The sequence below is a fragment of the Agrobacterium deltaense RV3 genome, assembly GCF_900013505.1.
Classification (GTDB): Bacteria; Pseudomonadota; Alphaproteobacteria; order Rhizobiales; family Rhizobiaceae; genus Agrobacterium; species Agrobacterium leguminum.
Genome location: NZ_LT009745.1, coordinates 83,854 through 104,712 on the forward strand (window position 1 = coordinate 83,854; position 20,859 = coordinate 104,712).

Below are 20,859 nucleotides of genomic sequence, written 5' to 3' on the forward strand. Positions count from 1 at the left end.
ATCGCGCCGCGGAATCCTGTCGGATTTCGCGGCGTTTTTGTTTTTTTATTGCGTCGGGTCGATTTTAATCTTGACTTGGTCGATCATGAAATATTATGTAAGCAATACTGACGTAATTCAGTGTATCTCACTGCCGGAAAGCCGGCCTTCAGGGAACGCGATGCGAACGACGACGATCATTATTTGCGAAAAAGCGGCCATCGCCGCCAAGCCGTTTGACGGCCGCAAAGCGACCGTTCGCGCCATTAAACGCCGATAAGCAAAAGAATGAGGAGCAGCCAGGTCGCCTGCGGCTCCGCCCGCAGAGTGCCGGCTGACGCGCCGGGTTTCGGGAAAGAGGGCGATGCCGCGCGAAATGCGCAACGAGAGGAGAGTGCCTTGAGTGTGACGGAGCAAAAATTCGGCCTTTACGATGCGGCTTTTGAAAAAAGCAGCTGTGGTGTCGGTTTCATCACCCGCAAGGACGGCGTGCAGACGCATGATGTGTTGAAGCGCGGCCACGAGGCTCTCTGTGCCGTGCCGCATCGCGGCGGCATGTCGGCGGAAGGTGTCGGGGATGGCGCGGGCGTATCGCTGGATTTGTCGCTTTCCTTCTTTCGGGAATTGACGGGTGAGGACGGGTTGCAGGCCGGCCGTTTCGGCGTCGGCAATTTTTTCCTGCCGCAAAATCCGGCTTTCCACGGCGAGGCTGTCGGTATCATCGCAAACGCCCTTAAAGAGCGGGGCTTTTCAATCCTGCTCGTTCGCGATGTGCCGGTGAATGATGCGGCCATCCGTCCCGCAGCTATCCCCTACCAGTTGCCGATCCGCCAATGGGTCTTTTCGGCTCCGGCCGAATGCGCAACCCTTACCGAATTTGACTGGCGCATCCACAAGGCGTTGCTGGCCATCGAGGCGCTTGCCTATACGGTGCCGGAACTCGCTGGCTTTTATCCGCTGTCGCTCAGCGCCCGCACGCAGGTTCTGAAAGGCCGCCTGAACTCCCATGAGGTCATGCCCTATTTCTGCGACCTCACAGATCCGCGCCATGAAGTGCATACGATGTATTTCCACACGCGGTTCTCCACCAATACCGATCCGCATCCTTCCATGGCGCAGCCCTTCCGTCTGATGGCGCATAATGGCGAGCTCAACACCGACAAGAAGAACCGGCTGTCGGAAGCGGCCGTGGCGCTGGCAAAGAATGCCAGCATCATCCGGCCGAAAGGCCAGTCGGACAGCTGCCGTCTGGATCAGACCCTGCAGGCACGGGTGATGGAAGACGGTCTCGACCTCGTCACCGCCGTGGTCTCGATGATGCCGCCAGCCTGGGAAAATGACGATACCCTGTCACCGGGTGTGAAGGCGATGCTGGAATATTTCTCGCTCTATGAGGAGAAGAATGACGGCCCGGCCGCGCTGATCTTCGGCGACGGCACCATAATCGGCGCGCGGCTCGATCGCCTCGGCCTGCGCCCGCTGCGCACCGTCGAGACGGAAGATTATCTCTGCGTCATGTCGGAGGCCGGGCAGATCGCCTTTCCGGCGGAAAGCGTCATCCGCCGCGGCCGCATCGAGGCGGGCGGCATGCTTTATTACGACCATGCAGAACGCCGCGCCTTTTCCACCGTCGAGGCGCTGGAGCTTCTCGCCTCACGCCGCGAATATTCATCCCTGTTGCGCGAAGCCCGTGTCATGCTGGAAGATCTGCCGGAAGTGCCGGCGGAAAAGCAGGGCTCGCCGCTGCGTTACAATGGCGATCTGGAGCGCCACCAGCGTTATGTCGCCTATTCGCACAATCAGGAAAGCTTCAAATTCCTGATGGACCCGATGCTGGCCTCAGGCGCGGAAAAGATTTCGGCGATGGGTTACGGCAATGCCATCAACGCACTGTCCGATCAGGAAGGCGGCGTCGCAAAGTATTTCTCACAACGTTTCGCGCAGGTCACCAATCCTCCGCTCGACAGTATTCGTGAGGCCGACGGCATGACGTTGCGTGTGGCCCTCGGTGCGAAGCCGAACAGCGGGGCGAAGAAGGCCCGCCAGATCGTCGTGCGTTCCCCGATCTTGACCCATCTCGATATGCTGCGCATTCGCGAGCAGTCGGAGACGCCCCTTCGCCGTTTCGAAATGCTCTATTCGCCGGTCTTCGATGTTGCGGAGGCCAATGAAACGGCCCTGCGGCAGGCAATCGATGGTCTCTGCGATGAGGTTGTGGCTTTTGCGGCCAAGGAAGGCGGCATCGCCGTCATCACTGACCGGCATGTCTCGGCAGGCCGCGCGGCTCTGCCGATGATCATGGTCGTTTCCGCCATCAATCAGCGGCTGATCGAGGAGGGTCTGCGGCTGCGCATTTCCCTGATCGTCGAAAGCGGTCAGTTTTCGTCCTCCCATCATATCGCAGCCGGCCTCGGCTTCGGCGCCTCTGCCGTCTATCCGCTTGGCGTGCAGTTCCGCGCCGAGGAGAAATTCGGTGCCGATGCCGACAAGGCCTTCAAGCGTTTTGCCAAGGCGGCGGAAAAGTCGCTGATGAAGACCATGGGCAAGGTCGGCCTGTGCACGGCGGAAAGCTATATCGGCGGCGAGTTCTTCGAACCGAACTTCCTCGATACCGACGATGCGGTACTGAAGCGCTATTTCCCCAATGTGAAGACCCCGGTGGGCGGCGTCAACTTCGCCGTCATCGCGCAGGCCGTGGCGGACTGGCACCGCAAGGCGCTGTCCGTGAAGGGCGAAAACGACATTCCGCTGCTCGGTCTCTTCAAGGAGCGTGCGGAAGGCGCCGGCCATTCCTATGGCACGACGGCGGTACGCGGTTTCGTGGACATGACGGAGGAGAAGATCGGTTTCGACAAGGGAACCGAAAACGAGGAGGCTTTGCGCCTGCTGCCGCTCAACCGGTTGGAAGATGCCTTCGGTCTCAACGATGCGGCCTATTATCACAACAGCTTCGACCGGCTGACCCCGGAGGCCATCGACAAATTCGAGGTGACGCCCGGTTACCGCGCCTTCGCCCGCATGATGGCCGAGGAAAGGGCGCGCCGCCCGGCCGCCCTGCGCGATGTTCTGGAATTGCCGGCCGACGTCACATTCGCCGGTTCCGCAGAAGAATTCCGCCGGGAAATGGGCCGTTTTTCCCGGCAGGGCAATAACAGCTTCATGGTGCGCGGATTGCGTTGCGAAGAGGCGGGAGACGGCGCTTTCCGGCTGCACTTGACCGGCCCGCACGGTCATGAGCTTGCCCGGCTTGCCGCACTCGGCCAGTCGTTGCTCGACCGTTTCGGTGCGGATATTCCCGGCCACTGGCTGGAAGGTGGCGCGCTCATGGTTCAGGCGCAGGGTGAAGCATCCGCCTATCTCTCGCTTATCCGCACTGCACCGGAAAGCATTCCGCTCGATGCCGTACAGAAGGCGAGCGAGATCACCAAGACCCTGGCATCGGGCGCCATGAGCCACGGCGCGCTGGTTGCCGCCGCCCATGAGGCGGTTGCCCATGGCACCAACATGGTCGGCGGCATGTCGAATTCGGGCGAGGGCGGCGAGCATATTTCCCGTTACGGCACCATCCGTGCCTCGCGCATCAAGCAGTTCGCTTCCGGCCGTTTTGGCGTCTGGGCTGGTTATCTTGCCGATCCGATGCTGGAAGAGATCGAGATCAAGATCGGTCAGGGCGCAAAGCCGGGCGAGGGCGGGCAGTTGCCGTCTCCCAAGGTGACGGTGGAAATCGCCGCCGCACGCGGTGGCACGCCGGGCGTCGAGCTTGTCTCGCCGCCGCCGCATCACGACACCTATTCGATCGAGGATCTGGCCCAGCTCATCCATGACGCCAAGGCGGCGCGCGTGCGCGTCATCGTCAAGCTGGTCTCGTCGGAAGGCATCGGCACGATTGCGGTCGGTGTCGCCAAGGCGGGTGCGGATGTGATCAATGTCGCCGGCAATACCGGCGGCACGGGTGCGGCGGCTGTCACCAGCCTCAAATATACCGGCCGCGCGGCGGAAATCGGTATCGCAGAAGTGCATCAGGCGCTTTGCGCCACCGGCCTGCGCGCCAAGGTGCTGCTGCGCTGCTCCGGCGCGCACCAGACGGCGAGCGATGTGGTGAAATCCGCACTTCTCGGTGGCGACAGCTTCGAATTCGGCACGACGGCGCTGATGATGCTGAAATGCGTCATGGCGAAGAACTGCAACATCAAGTGCCCGGCCGGTCTCACCACCAATCAGGAGGCCTTCAACGGCGATCCGCGCGCGCTGGCGCAATATCTCATGAACATCGCCCATGAAACGCGCGAGATTTTGGCCGGGCTTGGGGTTGCCTCGTTGCGGGAGGCACGCGGCCGTTCCGATCTTCTTCATCTCCTCGATCATCCGGCAAGCGTCGGCCAGCTTGACCTCAGGGCAATGCTCGCCGTGGTCGAAGAGGTGAAGATCGACAGCCCGGTCTATATGGAAAAGGACTTTGCACTGGACGATGCCTTCATCGAACTCGTGCGCTCGGCCCTGGTCGACAGCCGGCGCGAGAACATCGAACTTGGCGGCAATCGTTTCCTCAACAATTGCAACAAGAGCGTCGGGGGGCAGCTTGCCGTCGATATCGAACGCATGCTGAACCATGAACTTTCCGACGAAGAGGCGGATGCTCTGCCGGCCGTGAAGCGGGACAGCCGTGGCCGCCGGTTCCTGGAGGCGGGTTCGGTGCGCATCGATACCTCCGGTTCCGCCGGGCAGTCCTTCGGCGCCACCGGCGGCCGCACCTTCGTGGAGGGGCAGGCGGGCGACCGTTTCGCGGTGCGTAACTCCGGCGCCACCGCCGTCGTCGAAGGCGTGGGTGATTTCGCCTGCGAATATATGACCAACGGCGCGGTCCTGAACCTCGGCAGCTTCGGCAAGGGTTTCGGCAACGGCATGAGCGGCGGCTTCGTCTACCAGTATGATCCATACGGCGATCTGCCGAAGAAAGTCAGCCACGATTCCATCCTGCTCGGTTCAGTCACCGGTGAGGATGAACAGGCCGCCATTCATAATCAGGCAATCCACCAGCTTCTGACCTGGCATGTCGCAGAAACCGGCTCGGCCAAGGCGGCATGGCTTCTGGAAAACTGGGAAAGTGAACAGCATAATTTCGTCTATGGCATGCCACGCGCCCTGCTGCTTTATCAGGATAGCGATGAAATTCTGAAGGCGAAGCCCCGCAAGGAACTGCTGGAGGAACTGGCATCCGCGCTTGCCGCTCATCAACTGCGAAAGTTCAAGCTCGCCTATCGCGACCGCAAGGCCGTCCTGAACGGAACGGTGCCGGGTTATGGCGAGACGGATACCGAAGAAATGTACGCGCTGCTCAACAATTATACCGTGTTGAGCATGGCGCAGGCCATCGCCCTGCAGCGGCTGCCGATGGCGTCGGGTCCTTCCGACCCGGCAATTGAAAAAGCCGTGCGCAATCTCATCCTCACGGAAGACTATGCGCTGATGCAGCGGTTACTGAAATATGCCCGCGAGGCGCTTTCGGACCATGGCGATGAACAGCTTGCGGTGATGATCGCCGCCAAGCGCCTCGACGATTACAAGCAGGCGCTGGCGCGCAGGAACATCTGGTCGGTGGACAGCCCCGGCACCTATGGCTGGATCATTCAGCAGAACCGGAAAAACGTCGAGAAGATCGGCCGTCTGCCGGGCTTCGAGGAGCTTTTCGCAGCCCGTGCCATTCCCGACCTCGCCACCGCATCCAGCCACAGGGCAGCATGATGAAGATACCTTATATTCCCGAAGACGCGCCCTTCAACGGTGATCAGCGCGCATGGCTTTCCGGTTTTCTGGCGGGGCTCCATTCCCGCGCCGCCATCGGCCTGGAGACATCGGTTGCCGCCGCTGCTCCCCGGTCGGCGGCCAGCGTGCTGAATATTCTCTTCGGCACCCAGACCGGCAATGCGGAGGCGCTGGCGATGGATATTGCCGCCGCCGCCCGCGCGCAGGGCATGCAGCCGGTGGTGACGGCACTCGATGATGTCTCGATGGACAGTCTCGGCGCCATGAAGCGGGTCATCGTCGTCACCTCGACCTATGGCGAAGGTGAAATGCCTGATAATGCCCAGCTTTTCTGGGAAGCGCTCGCCGCGGACAGCGCGCCGCGTCTGGACGAGATGAATTTTGCCGTGCTCGCGCTCGGCGATACCGGCTATGACGGCTTCTGCCAGGCGGGCAAGCTTATCGATACGCGGTTCGAACAACTCGGCGGCAAGCGTATGAAGACGCGTATCGATTGCGATATCGACTTCGAAGATGCCGCCGCCGCATGGATCGGCGAGACCCTGCCGCTCGCGCTTGCTGTCGATGGCGGCAATGCGGCATCTGTCACCGTGCCCGACATCGCCGAGCCGCCCGTGCGGGCAAAACAGGGCTGGGGCCGCAAAAATCCCTATTCGGCTGAGGTAAGCGTCAATCGCCGCCTGTCCGGTCCCGGCTCATCCAAGGAAATTCGCCACTATGAATTCGATCTCGGCGAAAGCGGCCTGGACTATGAGGCGGGTGACGCTCTTGGTGTCGTGCCCCTGAACGATCCGAAACTGGTCGGCGCGCTGCTGGAACACTTCGGGGCGGCTGCGGAAAGCCAAATCGCCGGGCTGGACCGGCCGGTCGGCGATGCGCTTCTCAACATGTTCGAGATATCGACGCCTTCGCGCGAACTCGTCGCCGAAATCGGCAAGCGGGCGGGGCATGACGAACTCAGCCACATTCTCGCAAACGGAGACAGGGAGCAACTGGCCGCCTTTCTCTGGAGCAAGGATATTCTCGACCTCATCAATCTCGGCGGAAAGCCGCTATTCGATGTTGCTGAATTTGTAACATTCCTGAAACCCCTGCAACATCGCGCCTATTCCATTTCTTCCAGCCCGCTCGTCGCAAAAAACAGCGTGCATCTGACCATAGCCAGCGTGCGTTATCGCGCCGAGGGCCGTGAGCGTGGGGGCGTGTGCTCCACCTATCTCGCCGACCGCGTGGAGGCCGGGCAGAGTGCCGGGATTTTCGTCTCGCCGAATAAGGCGTTTCGTGTGCCGCAGGACAATGACGCGCCTATGATCATGGTGGGACCGGGTACGGGCATCGCGCCCTTCCGGGCTTTTTTGCAGGAACGGCAAGCCCGAGGCGCAAACGGCAAAAACTGGCTGTTTTTCGGCGACCAGCACCGGCAGTCGGATTTCATCTATGAAAACGAGCTTGGCGACATGAGCCGCGATGGTGTGCTCACCCGCCTCGACCTTGCTTTCTCGCGGGATCAGGCGGAGAAGATCTATGTCCAGACCCGCATGCGGCAGAACGGCAAGGCGCTCTATCAATGGCTTGAAGAGGGCGGTTATTTCTACGTCTGCGGCGACGCGACCCGCATGGCGAAGGACGTCGATGATGCCCTGCACGGCATCGTCAGCGAGGAGGCCGGCATCTCCGCTGAGGCGGCGAGCGAGTATGTGAACCGGCTGAAACGCGAAAAACGTTATCTGCGCGACGTCTACTAACTATTGCCATGACGAGACCGTTCTGGCGCACCGATTGCTCAGCAATTGGTGCAGACGGTCTCGGCGTCGCGTTGCTTAAAGAAATACTCCCGGCCGATGGTGATCGACTTCACCCCGGACGAGGCAAGATCGGGCATGAACATCAGCAATTCATGCGGGATGGAAAGTTCGACGTGGATGAGAAAGCTGTTTTCCACGAGCAGGCGCGTCGGAACGGCGACCGGTGACCCCACCGCATAGGGTCTCAGATTTTTCTCATCCCAGGACCAGGTGATTTTCGCCTGTTTTTGCGCGTCGATCTTGATGCCGCTGATCTTCAGCTGCAGACCCTTGGTGCTGTAGGGCGCAAACACGGCGGCTGCGACGTCCTGCATGCCCGCGAGATAGGTTTTATCGACGGAACCTGTTTTCGATATCAGATCGTTGATGGAGGCTGCAGCGGTGCTTGCCCGCTTGTAGGTGTTGTATCCGATCGTCAATTCGAACGAGGTCAGATAAAGCGCAAGCAATATCGGAAAGAGGATCGCGAACTCCACCGCACCCACGCCACGGCGATCTTTGGCAAAGCGTGAAACGAGCGCCATCAGGCGTCGTTTGCCGTTTGCCGCAACGGACACCAGCCCTGCCATCATGAGCCCCCGCCTGTGATGTATTTCTCGTTCATGAACGCATTTGTCGCGACGATGAGGAAATGTGAGGGCATCGATCCGTCGGCCGGACGTATTTTCGTCAGGTATGGTCGGATGATATCGGCAACCACACGCCAGCGATAATAGACACGCAACATGTTGATGGTTTCCGGCCCGCCCGGCTTGAAGCCGAATTGGGCGGTGTCGAGATCGTAATATTCGCCATAGGCCTTCAGCGGTATCGTGGTCGGAATATCCTTGAAGGCGGTAAAGGAGCGAAGATCGATATAGAGCTTCTGTTCTTTTTGGATTTCATCCGCTGAGCAGGTGATCATCACCGAGACTTCATTGCAGAAGCTCTTGCGGAAATCCTCTTTCGAAATCGAGCTGCTGATCTGCCCGGTGCGCAGACGCCGCGCCATGTTTTCGGTGGCATTGGCGACGACCTGTTCCGCCATCAGGGCGATGAAGGTCTCGATGATCGCAAAGACGACGAGGAAATACGGGATCGCGAGTATCGCGAATTCTATAGCCGCTGTCCCGTCGCGCGAGACTCCGAATTTTTCCAGCAATGGCTTCAGTCTGGCCAGTCGCATGAGGCGATATCGATCTCTAAGAATATGCGGCAAGCGCAACCGTTGAATTTGTTGCGGACCATAACCACCCGATGTTTAAATTCAGTTACTCCAATGAATTATACTTTAGTGATTTCCGAAATTGATACGGCCCAAAATATAAAAGCCCGGCACATGGCCGGGCTTTTGTTGACGCTGAAACGGGCGCTTATTCCGCATCCGCTTTGGAGAGAACCTCCAGCGTGGGTGTGGAAGTGATGTTATAACCACAGTCCACATAATGGCATTCGCCGGTTACGCCGCGCGACAGATTGGACAGCAGGTAAAGCGCCGATCCGCCGATATCGTCGATATCCGCGGTCCGCCGAAGCGGTGCGTTTTTCTGGTTCCATGCGTAGATCGCCCGCGCATCCGAGATGCCGGCGCCCGCCAGCGTGCGGACCGGACCGGCCGAGATGGCGTTGACGCGAATATCGCGCGGGCCGTAATCGGCGGCGAGATAACGCACGGACGCCTCGAGAGCCGCCTTGGCGACGCCCATGACGTTGTAGTTCGGGATGACGCGCTGCGATCCATTGTAGGTCAGCGTCAGCATGGAGCCGCCATTTGTCATCAACTCGGCGGCGCGCTTGGCGATTTCCGTGAAGGAGAAACAGGAAATGACCATGGTGCGGCTGAAATTCTCGCGTGTCGTGTCGGCGTAGAGACCTTTCAGCTCGTTCTTGTCGGAAAAGCCGATGGCGTGCACGACGAAATCCAGAGAGCCCCATTTTTCGCGGATCGTCGCGAACAGGGCGTCGACCGAGGCGATATCCTCGACATCGCACGGTACGATGAAATCGGATCCGAGCTCGGCGGCGAGCGGTTTCACACGCTTGCCGAGCGCTTCACCCTGATAGGTGAAGGCCAGTTCCGCGCCCTGTGCCGCAAGCGCCTTGGAGATACCCCAGGCGATGGAATGATTGTTTGCGACGCCCATGATGAGGCCGCGTTTACCCTGCATGATGCCGTTCATGGGCAATTATCCGTTATGACGCTGGAAGACGAGCGTGGCGTTGGTGCCGCCGAAGCCGAAGGAGTTGGAAAGGATGGTGTCGATCTTGGCGTTGTCGATGCGGCTGCGAACGATCGGAACGCCCGCAAATTCGGGATCGAGCTCGGAAATATGCGCGCTTTCGCCGATGAAGCGTTCCTGCATCATCAACAGGCCGTAGATCGATTCCTGCACGCCGGCCGCACCCAGCGAATGGCCGGTGAGCGACTTGGTCGACTGGATATGCGGAATCTTGTCGCCGAAGACTTCCCGGATCGCGCCGATTTCCTTGCTGTCGCCAACCGGCGTCGATGTGCCGTGGGTATTGATGTAGTCAATGTCACCCTTCACGGTGGAAAGCGCCTGCCGCATGCAGCGGATCGCGCCTTCGCCTGAAGGCGCCACCATGTCGTAACCATCCGAGGTCGCGCCGTAACCGACGATTTCGGCGTAAATCTTCGCGCCGCGCGCCTTGGCATGTTCCAGCTCTTCGAGAACCAGCACGCCCGCACCGCCGGCAATCACGAAACCGTCGCGGTTGACGTCATAGGCGCGCGAGGCGGCGCTCGGTGTCTCGTTATATTTGGACGACATGGCGCCCATGGCGTCGAAGAGGTTGGACATGGACCAGTCGAGATCCTCATGGCCGCCCGCAAACATCACGTCCTGCTTGCCCCACTGGATCATTTCGGCAGCGTTGCCGATGCAATGCGCCGAGGTGGAGCAGGCCGACGAGATGGAGTAGTTGACGCCATGAATCTTGAACCAGGTGGCAAGCGTGGCCGATGCGGTGGAGGACATCGCCTTCGGCACGGCAAAGGGACCGATGCGCTTCGGGCTGTTGTTCTTCAGCGTAATATCGGCCGCCTCGACGATGGTGCGGGTGGAAGGACCGCCCGAACCCATGATGATGCCGGTGCGCTCATTGCCGCTGATGTCGCTCTCTTCGAGACCGGAATCGGCGATGGCCTGCTTCATGGCGACATGGTTCCACGCACCGCCCTGCGACAGGAAGCGCATGGCGCGGCGGTCGACCAGATCGGTCGGGTCGAGAGACGGCTTGCCCCAGACCTGGCATTTGAAACCGTGTTCGGCAAAATCCGGCGAAAATGAAATGCCGGATTTGGCATTGCGCAGCGATGCGGTGACTTCAGCGGCATCACCGCCGATGGAAGAAACAATACCGAGGCCGGTGACAACAACTCGTCTCATGAAAGGGACCTTTTCTTAAGATTTCGGCTGGACGACCGAAGCCGCCCGGCGTTTGTCAGGACTATTCCGTCTGCCTCAGGCAGCCTTTTCCTTCGACAGGCCTACGCGCAGGTCCGTCGCCTGATAAATGGTTTCGCCGTCCGCCTTGAGCCAGCCGTCGGCGGTTCCGAGCACCAGACGGCCGCGCATCACGCGCTTGAAATCAATACCATATTGAAGGAGCTTCGTGTGAGGGCGAACCATGCCCTTGAACTTCACTTCGCCGGTGGAAAGCGCCATGCCGCGACCTTCTTCGCCCAGCCAGCCGAGGAAGAAACCGGTCAGCTGCCACATGCCGTCAAGGCCCAGGCACCCCGGCATGATCGGGTTGCCCTGGAAGTGGCAGGGGAAATACCAGTCGTCCGGGCTGACATCGTATTCGGCGCGGATGAAACCCTTGTCGAAGGCGCCGCCGGTTTCGGAAATTTCGGTAATGCGATGGACCATGAGCATGGGGGGCAATGGGAGCTGTGCATTTCCCGGGCCGAACAATTCGCCGCGACCGCAGGACAGGATCTCCTCGTAATTGTAACTTGATTGCCTCGTTGCCATACCGCTTTCACTTCCCCAGTTACTGGTGTTGATCGACTTCACTAGAGCAAGTTAGGTTCAAAATGAAGCGCTGCAAGGGCAGAGGCCGCTCTGCCCCCATTCTTTGTCTTCGAACCTTCTTCGCAGAAGTCATTACCTCAATATGCCGTCCGCATACAGGAACCGTACGGCTGGAACCAGAGGAAATTTGCAGGAATGGCCGGTTTGCCGCCATTTGCCACGCCTAAGCCACGCTGAAACTATTGAAAGCACCCGCCGCAAAAGATATATGCTAATGCAATTGGTAAGTTTCATACCTCTGTTTGGAATGGGATTGCATGGCATTTGACGCCACATTGGATATCGGAACGAGGTTGCGGCGCTCGGGGCTGCGGCCCACGCGCCAGCGCGTTGCTTTGGGCGATCTTCTTTTCGCAAAGGGCGATCGCCATCTGACGGTCGAGGAACTGCACGATGAGGCGGTTACCGCCGGCGTGCCCGTTTCTCTCGCCACCGTCTACAATACGCTGCACCAGTTCACCGAAGCCGGCCTCATCCGTGTTCTCGCCGTGGAAGGCGCCCGCACCTATTTCGACACCAACGTCTCGGATCACCACCACTTCTTCGTGGAGGGCGAGAACGAGGTTCTGGATATTCCCGTCAATAACCTCCAGATCGACAATTTGCCGGAAGCGCCCGAGGGCATGGAAATCGCCCATGTGGACGTGGTCATCCGCCTTCGCCGCAAGCGCGGATAAGGCTTCAGTCCGATCGCGGATGTGAAAATGGCGCCCACGGGCGCCATCTCTGTTTTCGGCGGTCATTTCTATTTGTCACTTCATCACATCTTCCGGCCGCCTGCCGGGCTTTGCCTTGTAGGGCGGAAAAGTCCAGCCGAAGATCAGCGCACCGGACCGGACTGCGAAGGCCGTCAGGACGCCTGCGGCTGATGCGGCATAAAGCGGTGCGCCGAGGAAATAGACGACAATGAATGTGGAGGAGCCCAGGAGCGCGCAGGTGATGTAGATTTCCGGCCGCAGCAGCACGGAAGGCTCGCCGGCGAGAATATCGCGCAACACACCACCGAACGTCGCCGTCAGAACGCCGGTGACGATGGCGACGGTTGCGGAGCCGCTGGCGGCAAGCCCCTTGGCTGCTCCCATGACGCAATAAGCGGAAAGGCCCAGCGCATCGAGCCAGATCAGTACGCGGTAACGGGATTCGAACAGATGCGCGGTGAAGAACAGCAGCACCGCGACCGAGACGCAGACGAGGATATAGGTCGGGTTCACCACCCAGAATACAGGCGTCCTGCCAAGCACCAGATCGCGGACCGTGCCGCCGCCGATGCCGGTTGCGGCGGCGAAAAACAGGAAGCCGATCAGGTCGAGCTGCTTGCGCGAGGCGGCGAGCGCGCCCGTTGCGGCAAAGATGGCGACCCCGGCATAGTCGAGAAAACCCAGAAGCGTCATGAAAAGGTTCCCCCCGGAAACACGGGCTGCGAACACGTCAGTGTCGCGCAAGCACTAAACTCTAGGCTGGCCGCCCGGATGATCGCAACATCCATAACCGAAACGGATGCAAAGGAAAATGCCGTGCGAATCGCTCTCGTTGCCGCTCTTCAGGCGCTGGTTCTCTTGATGTTTCCGGTGGCGCTCTCGGCGCAGCAGCAGCTGGTGAACGACCCCGAGATCTACGAGAAGGACCATTTCCGCAACGAGTGCAAGGTGGCGGCCTTCGGCGACGATTTCGTCACGCGGCTGGATATCAACAATGACGGGCTGATGGACGCCGTCGTCAATCACGGTGTTCTCGATTGTGACGGCGAAAAGGGCCGCAGCTGCGACGACGAGGGATGCCCTTATAATTTCTATGTCCAGGTGAAAGAGGGCGGTTATCTGATGATCGCGACGGCCCGGATTTACGACTATGATTTCATCAAGCGCTTCGGCAACATGGTTTTCGTGCTGAAGATGCATCCGCGTTATTGCGAGCGTACCGACAAGGAACCCTGCCTGATGACGGTGCGGGTGCGGGGCACGAAATTCGTCACCATCTCGCGAAAGTGACGGCGATGATTTTCAGGGCGTAATCCGCCGGATTTTGACCCTTTGATTGTAGCGCTGGCGAAGCGAGCGCGGAATGATGAAAGTGGCGATGGCGACGACGAAAACCGTGGCCGCGACCACCCAAAGGGCGTTCGATTGCAGGGTGGCGGCAAGAATAGCGCCGCAGATCGCGCCGCATATCATTCCAAGCCATGGCACGATCTGAATGCCCCAGTCGAGGCTCCGTTCGCCGAGAAGAAAACGACCGATGCCGCGGCCGAAACGGGAAAGCGCGCCGGTCACATAGGTAAGCCCGATTGGCAGTCCCTCAATATGCTCAACGGCGGCGTTGACCATGCCCATGGCGAAAACGACGAGATAAAATTGCGCAAGAGCGGAAGTCTCGCCGCCGAGCAGCGCGGCAATTGTTACCAGCAATCCCACCGCCATCAGAACGGCGAAGATGCGCCGGTCGAACTTATGCGCGACCACGATGCCGCCGGCATTGCCCGCCACGAAGGCAATGATTGCGAAAAGCAGTTTCGCGGCGTGGGAATAGAGGCCAGCCTCTATCGAGACTGCGGCGCGCGTGGTGTTGCCGGTCATGAAGGATACGAAGTCGCCTGAAATATGCAGGCCCACCGCATCCGTCATGCCCGCGATGAAGGAAATGGCGGCAACCAGCGCAATTCCGGTTCCGGTTCGCCTTGCCCTGATGATACTGCGACGTCTTTGTCTGGTCATGGAAAGCTCGATATGGAAAAACGGCGGGCCTGCGCGCGGGGCCGTGTTATCCTATGTCTAGAATGCCGGGTGGTGTATTTGCAATCTTTCCGGAGGCCTTCGGAAACTTCTATTTTGTCTAGACAAATATAAAATCCCTGCCTACGATGCCTCAAATAAAGCGATAAACAACATCGCACAAAAATAAATCAAAAGGGGTTCAGATCATGAAGAAAACATGGGTACTCGCCACAGTCGCCGCGCTCTTTTCATCCGCTTCCGCCTATGCCGAGACGTCGGTGACGATTGGCATGTCCGGCTGGACCGGTTTTGCGCCGTTGACGCTCGCCAAACAGGCCGGCATTTTCGAAAAGAACGGTCTGAAAGTCGATATCAAGAAAATCCCGCAGGCGAGCCGCCATCTGGCCCTTGCTTCCGGTGACATCCAGTGCGCTGCCACTACGGTGGAAACATGGATCGCGTGGAATGCCAATGGCGTGAAATCCACCCAGATTTTCCAGATGGACAAGTCGCATGGCGCCGATGGCATTGCGGTGCGCAGTGATGTTGCAAAGGTCGCGGACCTTAAGGGCAAGACGGTTGCCGCTTCCGCGCCGGGCACCTCCCCTTATTTCTTCCTTGCCTGGATACTCAAGGAAAACGGCCTCACCCTGAAGGACGTCAAGGTCGTCAACCTCGAGCCGGGACCGGCCGCGCAGGCATTCGTTGCCGGTCAAAATGATGCGGCCATGACCTATGAGCCCTATCTGTCCACTGTCCGCGCCGCCCCCGATAAGGGCAAAATCCTCGCCACGACGCTGGATTATCCCGCCGTCATGGATACGTTCGGTTGCACCCCGGATTTCCTGAAGGCCAATCCGCAGGCGGCGAAAGCACTGGCGGACAGCTATTTCCAGGCGCTCGAGCTCATCAAGGCCGATCCCGAAAAGTCCTATGCGACGATGGGCGCGGATGTGAAGCAGACCGGCGAGGCCTTTGCCGCTTCGGCAAAGTTCCTCGAATGGCAGGACAAGGCCGCCAACCAGAAGTTTTTCGAAGGTGAGTTCAAGACATTCTCGGAAAAATCGGCGGACCTGCTGCTGGAAATCGGCGTGATAAAGTCGAAACCCGATCTTTCGACCCTCGCGGATACGTCCTTCATCAAGTAACAGAAAAGGCGGCCGCGTTCCCTGCAGGGAATATTGCAGCCAAAGACAGGTGAGTGCGTCGATTGTGCGTCACGAGACGCGCACGGCGTTCTGATGGCGCGGCGAAGGTGCCGCGCCGGTTTTCCGGACAGGGGACAGATGCAACCTCTTCAACCCATAAGGAACAGCACGAGAATTGCTCTTGGCATCCTGTTCTTCGTGCTGTTTTTTTCCGCCTGGGGCTTTGCCACTCTGGGCGGTTTCGTATCGCCGACCTTTCTGGCCGACCCCATCACCATGCTGAAGGACGGCATCTATCTGCTGACCGATCAGGGTTTTGCCAGCGATATCGGCATGACGATCTGGCGCGTGGTCGGCGGTTTCGTGCTGGCATCGCTCATTGCCGTGCCCGTCGGCATCGCCATGGGGGCCTATAAGCCCATCGAGGCGCTGCTTGAGCCTTTCGTCTCCTTCGCGCGCTATCTCCCTGCTTCCGCCTTCGTGCCGCTCCTCATTCTCTGGGCCGGCATCGGCGAGATGCAGAAGCTGCTGGTGATCTTCATCGGCGCTGTGTTCCAGATCATCCTGATGGTGGCCGTGGCTGTCGCCGGCACAAGACGGGATCTGGTGGAGGCGGCCTATACGCTTGGTGCGAAGGACCGGGGCGTTGTTCGCCGTGTTCTCATTCCCGCCAATGCGCCCGATATTGCGGAAATCCTCCGTCTCGTTCTCGGCTGGGCCTGGACCTATGTCATAGTCGCGGAACTGATCGGCGCCTCCTCGGGTATCGGCTATATGATTATCAACAGCCAGGCGCTGATGGCGACCGGGCAGATCATCTTCGGCATCATCGTCATCGGCATTATCGGACTTATTTCGGACTTCGCGTTCAAATCGCTGAACCGGAAGCTTTTCGCCTGGAGGCTTGCCTGATGAGCGAACTCGTTATCAAGGGCGTCAGTCGCACTTTTCCGGGTGTGCAGGGCGGGCAGCCGACGCTGGCCCTCCAGCCCACCGATCTGGAAATCCCCCGCAATGATTTCGTCACCATCCTCGGCCCGTCGGGATGCGGAAAATCGACCTTGCTGCGCATCATCGCCGGTCTCGACCGCCCGACGACGGGCGAAGTGCTGCTGTCCGGTAGGGCGGTGACGGGGCCGGGGGCGGATCGCGGCATGGTGTTCCAGTCCTATACGCTGTTTCCCTGGCTGACGATCCGCGAAAACGTCGCCTTCGGCCTGCGCGAACGCGGCGTTGCCGAGAAGGAAAAATGGGAGATTGTCGATAGCTATATCGACAAGGTCGGCCTGCGCGGCTTCGAGAACCATTGGCCGAAACAGCTCTCCGGCGGCATGCAGCAGAGAACGGCCATCGCCCGCGCCCTGGCGAACGGCCCGAAAATCCTGCTGCTCGACGAGCCTTTCGGCGCTCTCGACAACCAGACGCGCGGGCTGATGCAGGAATTGCTGCTCGGTATCTGGGAGCGGGAGCAGAAGACGGTCATTTTCGTCACCCACGATATCGAAGAGGCAGTTTTCATGGCGTCGCGTGTGGTGACTATGTCCGCAAGGCCGGGTCGCATCAAGTCGATCACGCCGGTCGACCTGCCGCATCCGCGTCACTACACCGTCAAGGCCAGTCCGGAATTTTCTGAGCTGCGCGCCAAGCTTACGGAGGAAATCCGCAGCGAGGCGATTGCCGCCGCTGCCCATGGATAGTTGATCCGGCAAAGGGGAGGATAAAAGCATCGGGATGAGGAGCACAGGCGCCGATCTTCAGGAAAAATCGCTGCACGAGCGCATCCGCAATGATGTCGAGCGCCACATCATGTCGGGCGAATGGCCGCCGGGTTATCGTATTCCCTTCGAACACGAGATGACCCGGCAATATGCCTGTTCGCGCATGACGGTGAACAAGGCTCTCGGCGAACTGGTGCAGCGCGGACTGATCGAAAGACGCCGCCGTCTCGGCACCTTCGTTCGCCAGCCCCATGCGCAATCGGCCGTTCTGGAAATCCACGATATCGAGCGGGAGGTGCAGGCGCTGGGTCTGGTCTACGGTTACCGTCTCGACAAACGACGGCTGCGCCCTGCGGGTGAAGAAGACGGCGCGGCAATGGCGCTTGCCGCCGAGGCCCCGGTCCTGGAACTCACCTGCACGCACTTCGCCGGCGGCGTTCCCTTTTGCCTTGAAGAGCGCATCGTCAATGTCACCGCCGTTCCGGAGGCGGAAGCCGCGGATTTTTCACAGATCGGGCCGGGGACATGGCTGCTGAAAATGGTGCCCTGGAGTGCGGCCGAACATCGTATCAGCGCCGTTTCCGCCGACCGTAAAAATGCAGCGGCGCTCGGTATTGCTTCCGGTGCTGCCTGTCTGGTCATCGATCGGCGGACCTGGCATGGGGCCGATTATATCACCCGCGTCCGTGTCACCTATCCCGGTGACCGGCATGCTCTCATTGCGCAGTTTTCGCCCTCGCAAAACGGCTGAAGGCCGTCGATCGGTCAATTTTTTGTAAAGAAGAGTTTACGGGTGGTCTTTTGACAATATAATAGTTGTCAAAAGAACTCAGGTTTATTATCGGAACGTCAAGCTTTCACGACGGTATCCGTTCATGACCCCGGTTTTCAGGAGCCGGTCAATCTGCGGATGAGTTCATCGACGGAAATCCGGGATAAAAATTATGTCAGCTGAGACCTCAACTTCTTCCGCATCCTTCAACAAGGCAAACACGACAAGGCATCTCTCCCTTGCCATGACTGTCACCTTGCTGGCCGGCCTGAGTGCTGGCTTGAGTGCCGGCGCGGTTTTCGCTCAGACGGCACCGGAAACCCAGATACAGCCGGCACCGCAAACGGAAGCGATTCAGCCAGCACAGCCGGCGGCTCCTGCAACGCCGGGCGCTCCGGCCGCCGCGCCCGTCCAGCCTTCCGCGACTGCACCGGAACAGCCGGCCGCCACCGCACCCTCGCAGCCTCAGTCAACTCAGCCCGCATCGGCCCAGCCTGCCCCTGCTCAGCCCGCGACGAACACCGCACCGGGCGCCGAAGGCCTGGCGCCGCAGTCGACGCAGACCGAGCAACCCGCACAGACGGGCCAGACGACCGCGCCGAATGAAGCCGCGACCCCGATAGAGCCTGTCAGCACCGAGCCCGCGAGCGCCGAACATCGTGCGGATATCCCGCACAACCTTTCTCCCTGGGGCATGTTCATGGCGGCCGACTGGGTCGTGAAGGGTGTCATGATCGGTCTTGCCTTCGCATCTCTGGTCACGTGGACGGTCTGGGTCGCGAAGTCTATCGAGCTTGCAGGTGCGCGGGTGCGCGCCGGCGCGACGCTCAAGGTCATTCGCAGGGCAAAAACCCTGACGGAGGCCACCGAGGCCGTCGAAAAGAAGGGCGGGCCGGCAGCACTGATGTTGCGCATGGCGACCCACGAAATGCAGCTTTCCGATGCGGTGGTCGAACACACGGATGGCGGCGGTATCAAGGAGCGTGTCTCGTCGGCGCTTTCGCGTATCGAAACCCATGCGGGTCGCCGCATGTCGCGCGGAACGGGTGTTCTGGCGACCATCGGTTCCACCGCTCCCTTCGTCGGCCTGTTCGGCACCGTCTGGGGCATCATGAACTCCTTCATCAGCATTTCGGAATCGCAGACGACCAATCTTGCCGTCGTCGCGCCGGGCATCGCCGAAGCGCTGCTCGCCACCGCCATCGGCCTTGTCGCCGCTATTCCGGCCGTGGTGATCTACAACGTCTTCGCCCGCTCCATCACCGGGTACCGCCATCTGCTGGCGGATGCCGCAGCCGGTGTGGAACGCCTCGTCAGCCGCGATCTCGATTTCCGCCGTATTCCCCCGGGCAGCACCAGCAAGCCCGCGGTATCGCTGGTAGGACGGTGATCGGCCATGGCTGGCGGTATTCGCGAAAATAGCGGAGACGATCTCTCCGAAAACCACGAGATCAATGTCACGCCCTTCATCGACGTGATGCTGGTTCTGCTCATCATCTTCATGGTGGCGGCACCGCTCGCCACCGTCGATGTGAATGTCGATCTGCCCGCATCCACCGCAAAGCCGGCGGAACGCCCGGAGGAGCCGCTTTATCTGACGGTCAAGGACGACCTCTCGCTCAATCTCGGCAATGATGCGGTTGCCCGCGAAGCACTGGCCGCCGCCATCGACCGGCAGACGGGCGGCAAGAAGGATACGCGCATCTTCCTGCGGGCCGACAAGGCGGTCGATTACGGCCACTTCATGGAAATCATGAACCTGCTGAGAGATGCCGGTTATCTGAAGATCGCCCTCGTAGGACTGGAAAACGCGGCTGCCGCATCGCAGCCGGCCGCCGTTGGCCAACCCGCAGCGCCGGGAACCACGCCATGACTGAAAACGGCTACCCGCAGGCCCGGCATTCCCGTCTCGGGGAAGTAACGCTGTGGTCCGTCGCGGCGCTGCTCATGCTGGGCGTTCACGCTGGTTTTGCCTATTATCTGATGCAGGAGCCCGAAGAGCAGGAAGCCGGCGGGCCGCCTCCTGCTGCGATCATGATCGAAATGGCGGCGATACCGGAGGCCGTAAAGACCGAAGAAACGACGCCCGCGCAAGATGTTGAGGACGCAGAAGAGGTGAAGAGCGACAGCAGCGAACCGGTGGAGGAAGCCGCCCCGGAAGAGCCGCCGCCACCGGAGCCGGTTGCGGAAACGCCGCCGCCGCCAGAGCCTGTGCAGCCGCCTGAACCGCCGGTCGAGGAGATCGTCGAACCGCAGGAAATTCCCGAACCCGTGGAGCCGGTCGATCCCGTTCAGGAGCAGATGATGGCGGAACTCGAAAGTGTGGAGGTCCCTCTGCCTGTCATGCGTCCTCCGCCGCCGCCCGTCGAAAAGAAGGTGGAAAAGAAAGAGCCGGAAGAGAAAAAGAAGGTCGAGCGCCAGCGTCCCAAACCGCAGCAGGCATCGGAACTGCGCGAAACGGCGAAGGCTGAAGCCCAGCAGTCCGACCGGACGGCGGCATCGCGCAGCAATGCCGGCTCCTTCTCGTCCTCGTCCATGTCAAATGCCGATTGGGGTGCGAAAGTGCGCTCGGCGATGCAGCGGCGACTGATGCGTTCGGCTGGAAAATCGGGGATGACCATTACGGTTTCATTCAAGATAGACAGCGGTGGTTCCGTCGGCGGTGCGAGGATTATTTCATCCACCGGTGACTCGGCGATGGATCAGAAGCTTCTGGCCGTCATACAAAGAGCGTCCGTCTCGCCGCCGCCGCCAGGCGCAAATACGAGTTTTACCCTGCCGATTCTTTTCAAGTAGGGTGAAAAAGCCCAACCGCATAAGGGCATCCCAACTCTGGAGAGGATGGGATGCCCGATTTATTTTCCATGTTGATTTGCAGCGACCGTATACCGCAAAGTAGGACCAATCCGTCCCACCGCATGCA

Annotated in this window: 18 protein-coding genes; 11 read left to right on the forward strand and 7 right to left on the reverse strand. The window is 60.0% G+C overall.

Features of this window, described 5'->3' with window-relative positions; genetic code table 11:
- Nucleotides 1-378 precede the first annotated feature (378 nt).
- Nucleotides 379-5,721: a glutamate synthase-related protein gene (locus tag AGR7B_RS00410; RefSeq protein ID WP_080855768.1), complete on the forward strand. Its 5,343-nt coding sequence runs from the start codon at nucleotides 379-381 to the stop codon at nucleotides 5,719-5,721.
- Nucleotides 5,718-7,487: a sulfite reductase subunit alpha gene (locus tag AGR7B_RS00415; RefSeq protein ID WP_080855769.1), complete on the forward strand. Its 1,770-nt coding sequence runs from the start codon at nucleotides 5,718-5,720 to the stop codon at nucleotides 7,485-7,487. The genes AGR7B_RS00410 and AGR7B_RS00415 overlap by 4 nt, the downstream gene beginning before the upstream one ends.
- 38 nt (nucleotides 7,488-7,525) lie before the next feature.
- On the opposite strand, the gene AGR7B_RS00420 is transcribed toward AGR7B_RS00415, so the two are convergent.
- The 5 genes from AGR7B_RS00420 to fabA all read right to left on the reverse strand — a co-directional run bounded on the left by AGR7B_RS00420 (nucleotide 7,526) and on the right by fabA (nucleotide 11,527).
- Entirely contained in the window at nucleotides 7,526-8,119 is a 594-nt protein-coding gene (locus AGR7B_RS00420; protein WP_003524372.1) for a TadE/TadG family type IV pilus assembly protein, read from the reverse strand.
- Nucleotides 8,116-8,712, reverse strand: coding sequence for a TadE/TadG family type IV pilus assembly protein (locus tag AGR7B_RS00425; RefSeq protein ID WP_003524373.1), 597 nt, complete (start codon nucleotides 8,710-8,712; stop codon nucleotides 8,116-8,118). The genes AGR7B_RS00420 and AGR7B_RS00425 overlap by 4 nt, the downstream gene beginning before the upstream one ends.
- A gap of 187 nt (nucleotides 8,713-8,899) precedes the next feature.
- A complete protein-coding gene (gene fabI / locus AGR7B_RS00430) occupies nucleotides 8,900-9,706 on the reverse strand; it encodes an enoyl-ACP reductase FabI (RefSeq protein WP_065654751.1) in 807 nt (268 codons plus the stop codon).
- Between the two features lie 6 nt (nucleotides 9,707-9,712).
- Nucleotides 9,713-10,936 carry a beta-ketoacyl-ACP synthase I gene (gene fabB, locus AGR7B_RS00435; protein ID WP_065654750.1) on the reverse strand — a complete coding sequence of 408 codons (1,224 nt, stop codon included), beginning with the start codon at nucleotides 10,934-10,936 and terminating at the stop codon, nucleotides 9,713-9,715.
- 75 nt (nucleotides 10,937-11,011) lie between these two features.
- Entirely contained in the window at nucleotides 11,012-11,527 is a 516-nt protein-coding gene (fabA, locus tag AGR7B_RS00440; RefSeq protein WP_003507274.1) for a 3-hydroxyacyl-[acyl-carrier-protein] dehydratase FabA, read from the reverse strand.
- 317 nt (nucleotides 11,528-11,844) lie between these two features.
- Here fabA and irrA point away from each other — a divergent pair, with 317 nt between their 5' ends.
- Nucleotides 11,845-12,264, forward strand: a complete 420-nt coding sequence (irrA, locus tag AGR7B_RS00450; RefSeq protein WP_003507276.1) for an iron response transcriptional regulator IrrA — start codon at nucleotides 11,845-11,847, stop codon at nucleotides 12,262-12,264.
- Between the two features lie 75 nt (nucleotides 12,265-12,339).
- On the opposite strand, the gene AGR7B_RS00455 is transcribed toward irrA, so the two are convergent.
- Nucleotides 12,340-12,978, reverse strand: a complete 639-nt coding sequence (locus tag AGR7B_RS00455) for a trimeric intracellular cation channel family protein (protein WP_003524379.1) — start codon at nucleotides 12,976-12,978, stop codon at nucleotides 12,340-12,342.
- Between the two features lie 78 nt (nucleotides 12,979-13,056).
- On the opposite strand from AGR7B_RS00455, the gene AGR7B_RS00460 reads away from it, so the two are divergent.
- A complete protein-coding gene (locus AGR7B_RS00460; RefSeq protein ID WP_003524381.1) occupies nucleotides 13,057-13,575 on the forward strand; it encodes a hypothetical protein in 519 nt (172 codons plus the stop codon).
- A 12-nt stretch (nucleotides 13,576-13,587) separates the two neighbouring features.
- On the opposite strand, the gene AGR7B_RS00465 is transcribed toward AGR7B_RS00460, so the two are convergent.
- Complete coding sequence (locus AGR7B_RS00465; RefSeq protein ID WP_078051438.1) at nucleotides 13,588-14,298, reverse strand: YoaK family protein; 711 nt, start codon at nucleotides 14,296-14,298, stop codon at nucleotides 13,588-13,590.
- 206 nt (nucleotides 14,299-14,504) lie between these two features.
- Here AGR7B_RS00465 and AGR7B_RS00470 point away from each other — a divergent pair, with 206 nt between their 5' ends.
- The 7 genes from AGR7B_RS00470 to tolA all read left to right on the forward strand — a co-directional run bounded on the left by AGR7B_RS00470 (nucleotide 14,505) and on the right by tolA (nucleotide 20,732).
- Nucleotides 14,505-15,446, forward strand: a complete 942-nt coding sequence (locus AGR7B_RS00470) for an ABC transporter substrate-binding protein (RefSeq protein WP_065654746.1) — start codon at nucleotides 14,505-14,507, stop codon at nucleotides 15,444-15,446.
- A gap of 138 nt (nucleotides 15,447-15,584) precedes the next feature.
- On the forward strand, nucleotides 15,585-16,358 hold the full coding sequence (locus tag AGR7B_RS00475; RefSeq protein WP_059759013.1) for an ABC transporter permease: 774 nt from the start codon (nucleotides 15,585-15,587) through the stop codon (nucleotides 16,356-16,358).
- The gene (locus AGR7B_RS00480) at nucleotides 16,358-17,143 is read left to right on the forward strand and encodes an ABC transporter ATP-binding protein (RefSeq protein ID WP_020809178.1); all 786 of its coding nucleotides are present in this window, start codon (nucleotides 16,358-16,360) and stop codon (nucleotides 17,141-17,143) included. Before AGR7B_RS00475 ends, AGR7B_RS00480 begins: the two co-directional genes overlap by 1 nt.
- Nucleotides 17,144-17,177: 34 nt before the next feature.
- Nucleotides 17,178-17,915, forward strand: coding sequence for a histidine utilization transcriptional repressor HutC (gene hutC / locus AGR7B_RS00485; protein WP_080855770.1), 738 nt, complete (start codon nucleotides 17,178-17,180; stop codon nucleotides 17,913-17,915).
- Between the two features lie 193 nt (nucleotides 17,916-18,108).
- Nucleotides 18,109-19,326: a tonB-system energizer ExbB gene (exbB, locus tag AGR7B_RS00490; protein ID WP_162933999.1), complete on the forward strand. Its 1,218-nt coding sequence runs from the start codon at nucleotides 18,109-18,111 to the stop codon at nucleotides 19,324-19,326.
- A gap of 6 nt (nucleotides 19,327-19,332) precedes the next feature.
- Nucleotides 19,333-19,809 carry a TonB system transport protein ExbD gene (exbD, locus tag AGR7B_RS00495; RefSeq protein WP_065654742.1) on the forward strand — a complete coding sequence of 159 codons (477 nt, stop codon included), beginning with the start codon at nucleotides 19,333-19,335 and terminating at the stop codon, nucleotides 19,807-19,809.
- Nucleotides 19,806-20,732, forward strand: coding sequence for a cell envelope integrity protein TolA (gene tolA / locus AGR7B_RS00500; protein ID WP_080855771.1), 927 nt, complete (start codon nucleotides 19,806-19,808; stop codon nucleotides 20,730-20,732). Before exbD ends, tolA begins: the two co-directional genes overlap by 4 nt.
- Nucleotides 20,733-20,859 lie beyond the last annotated feature (127 nt).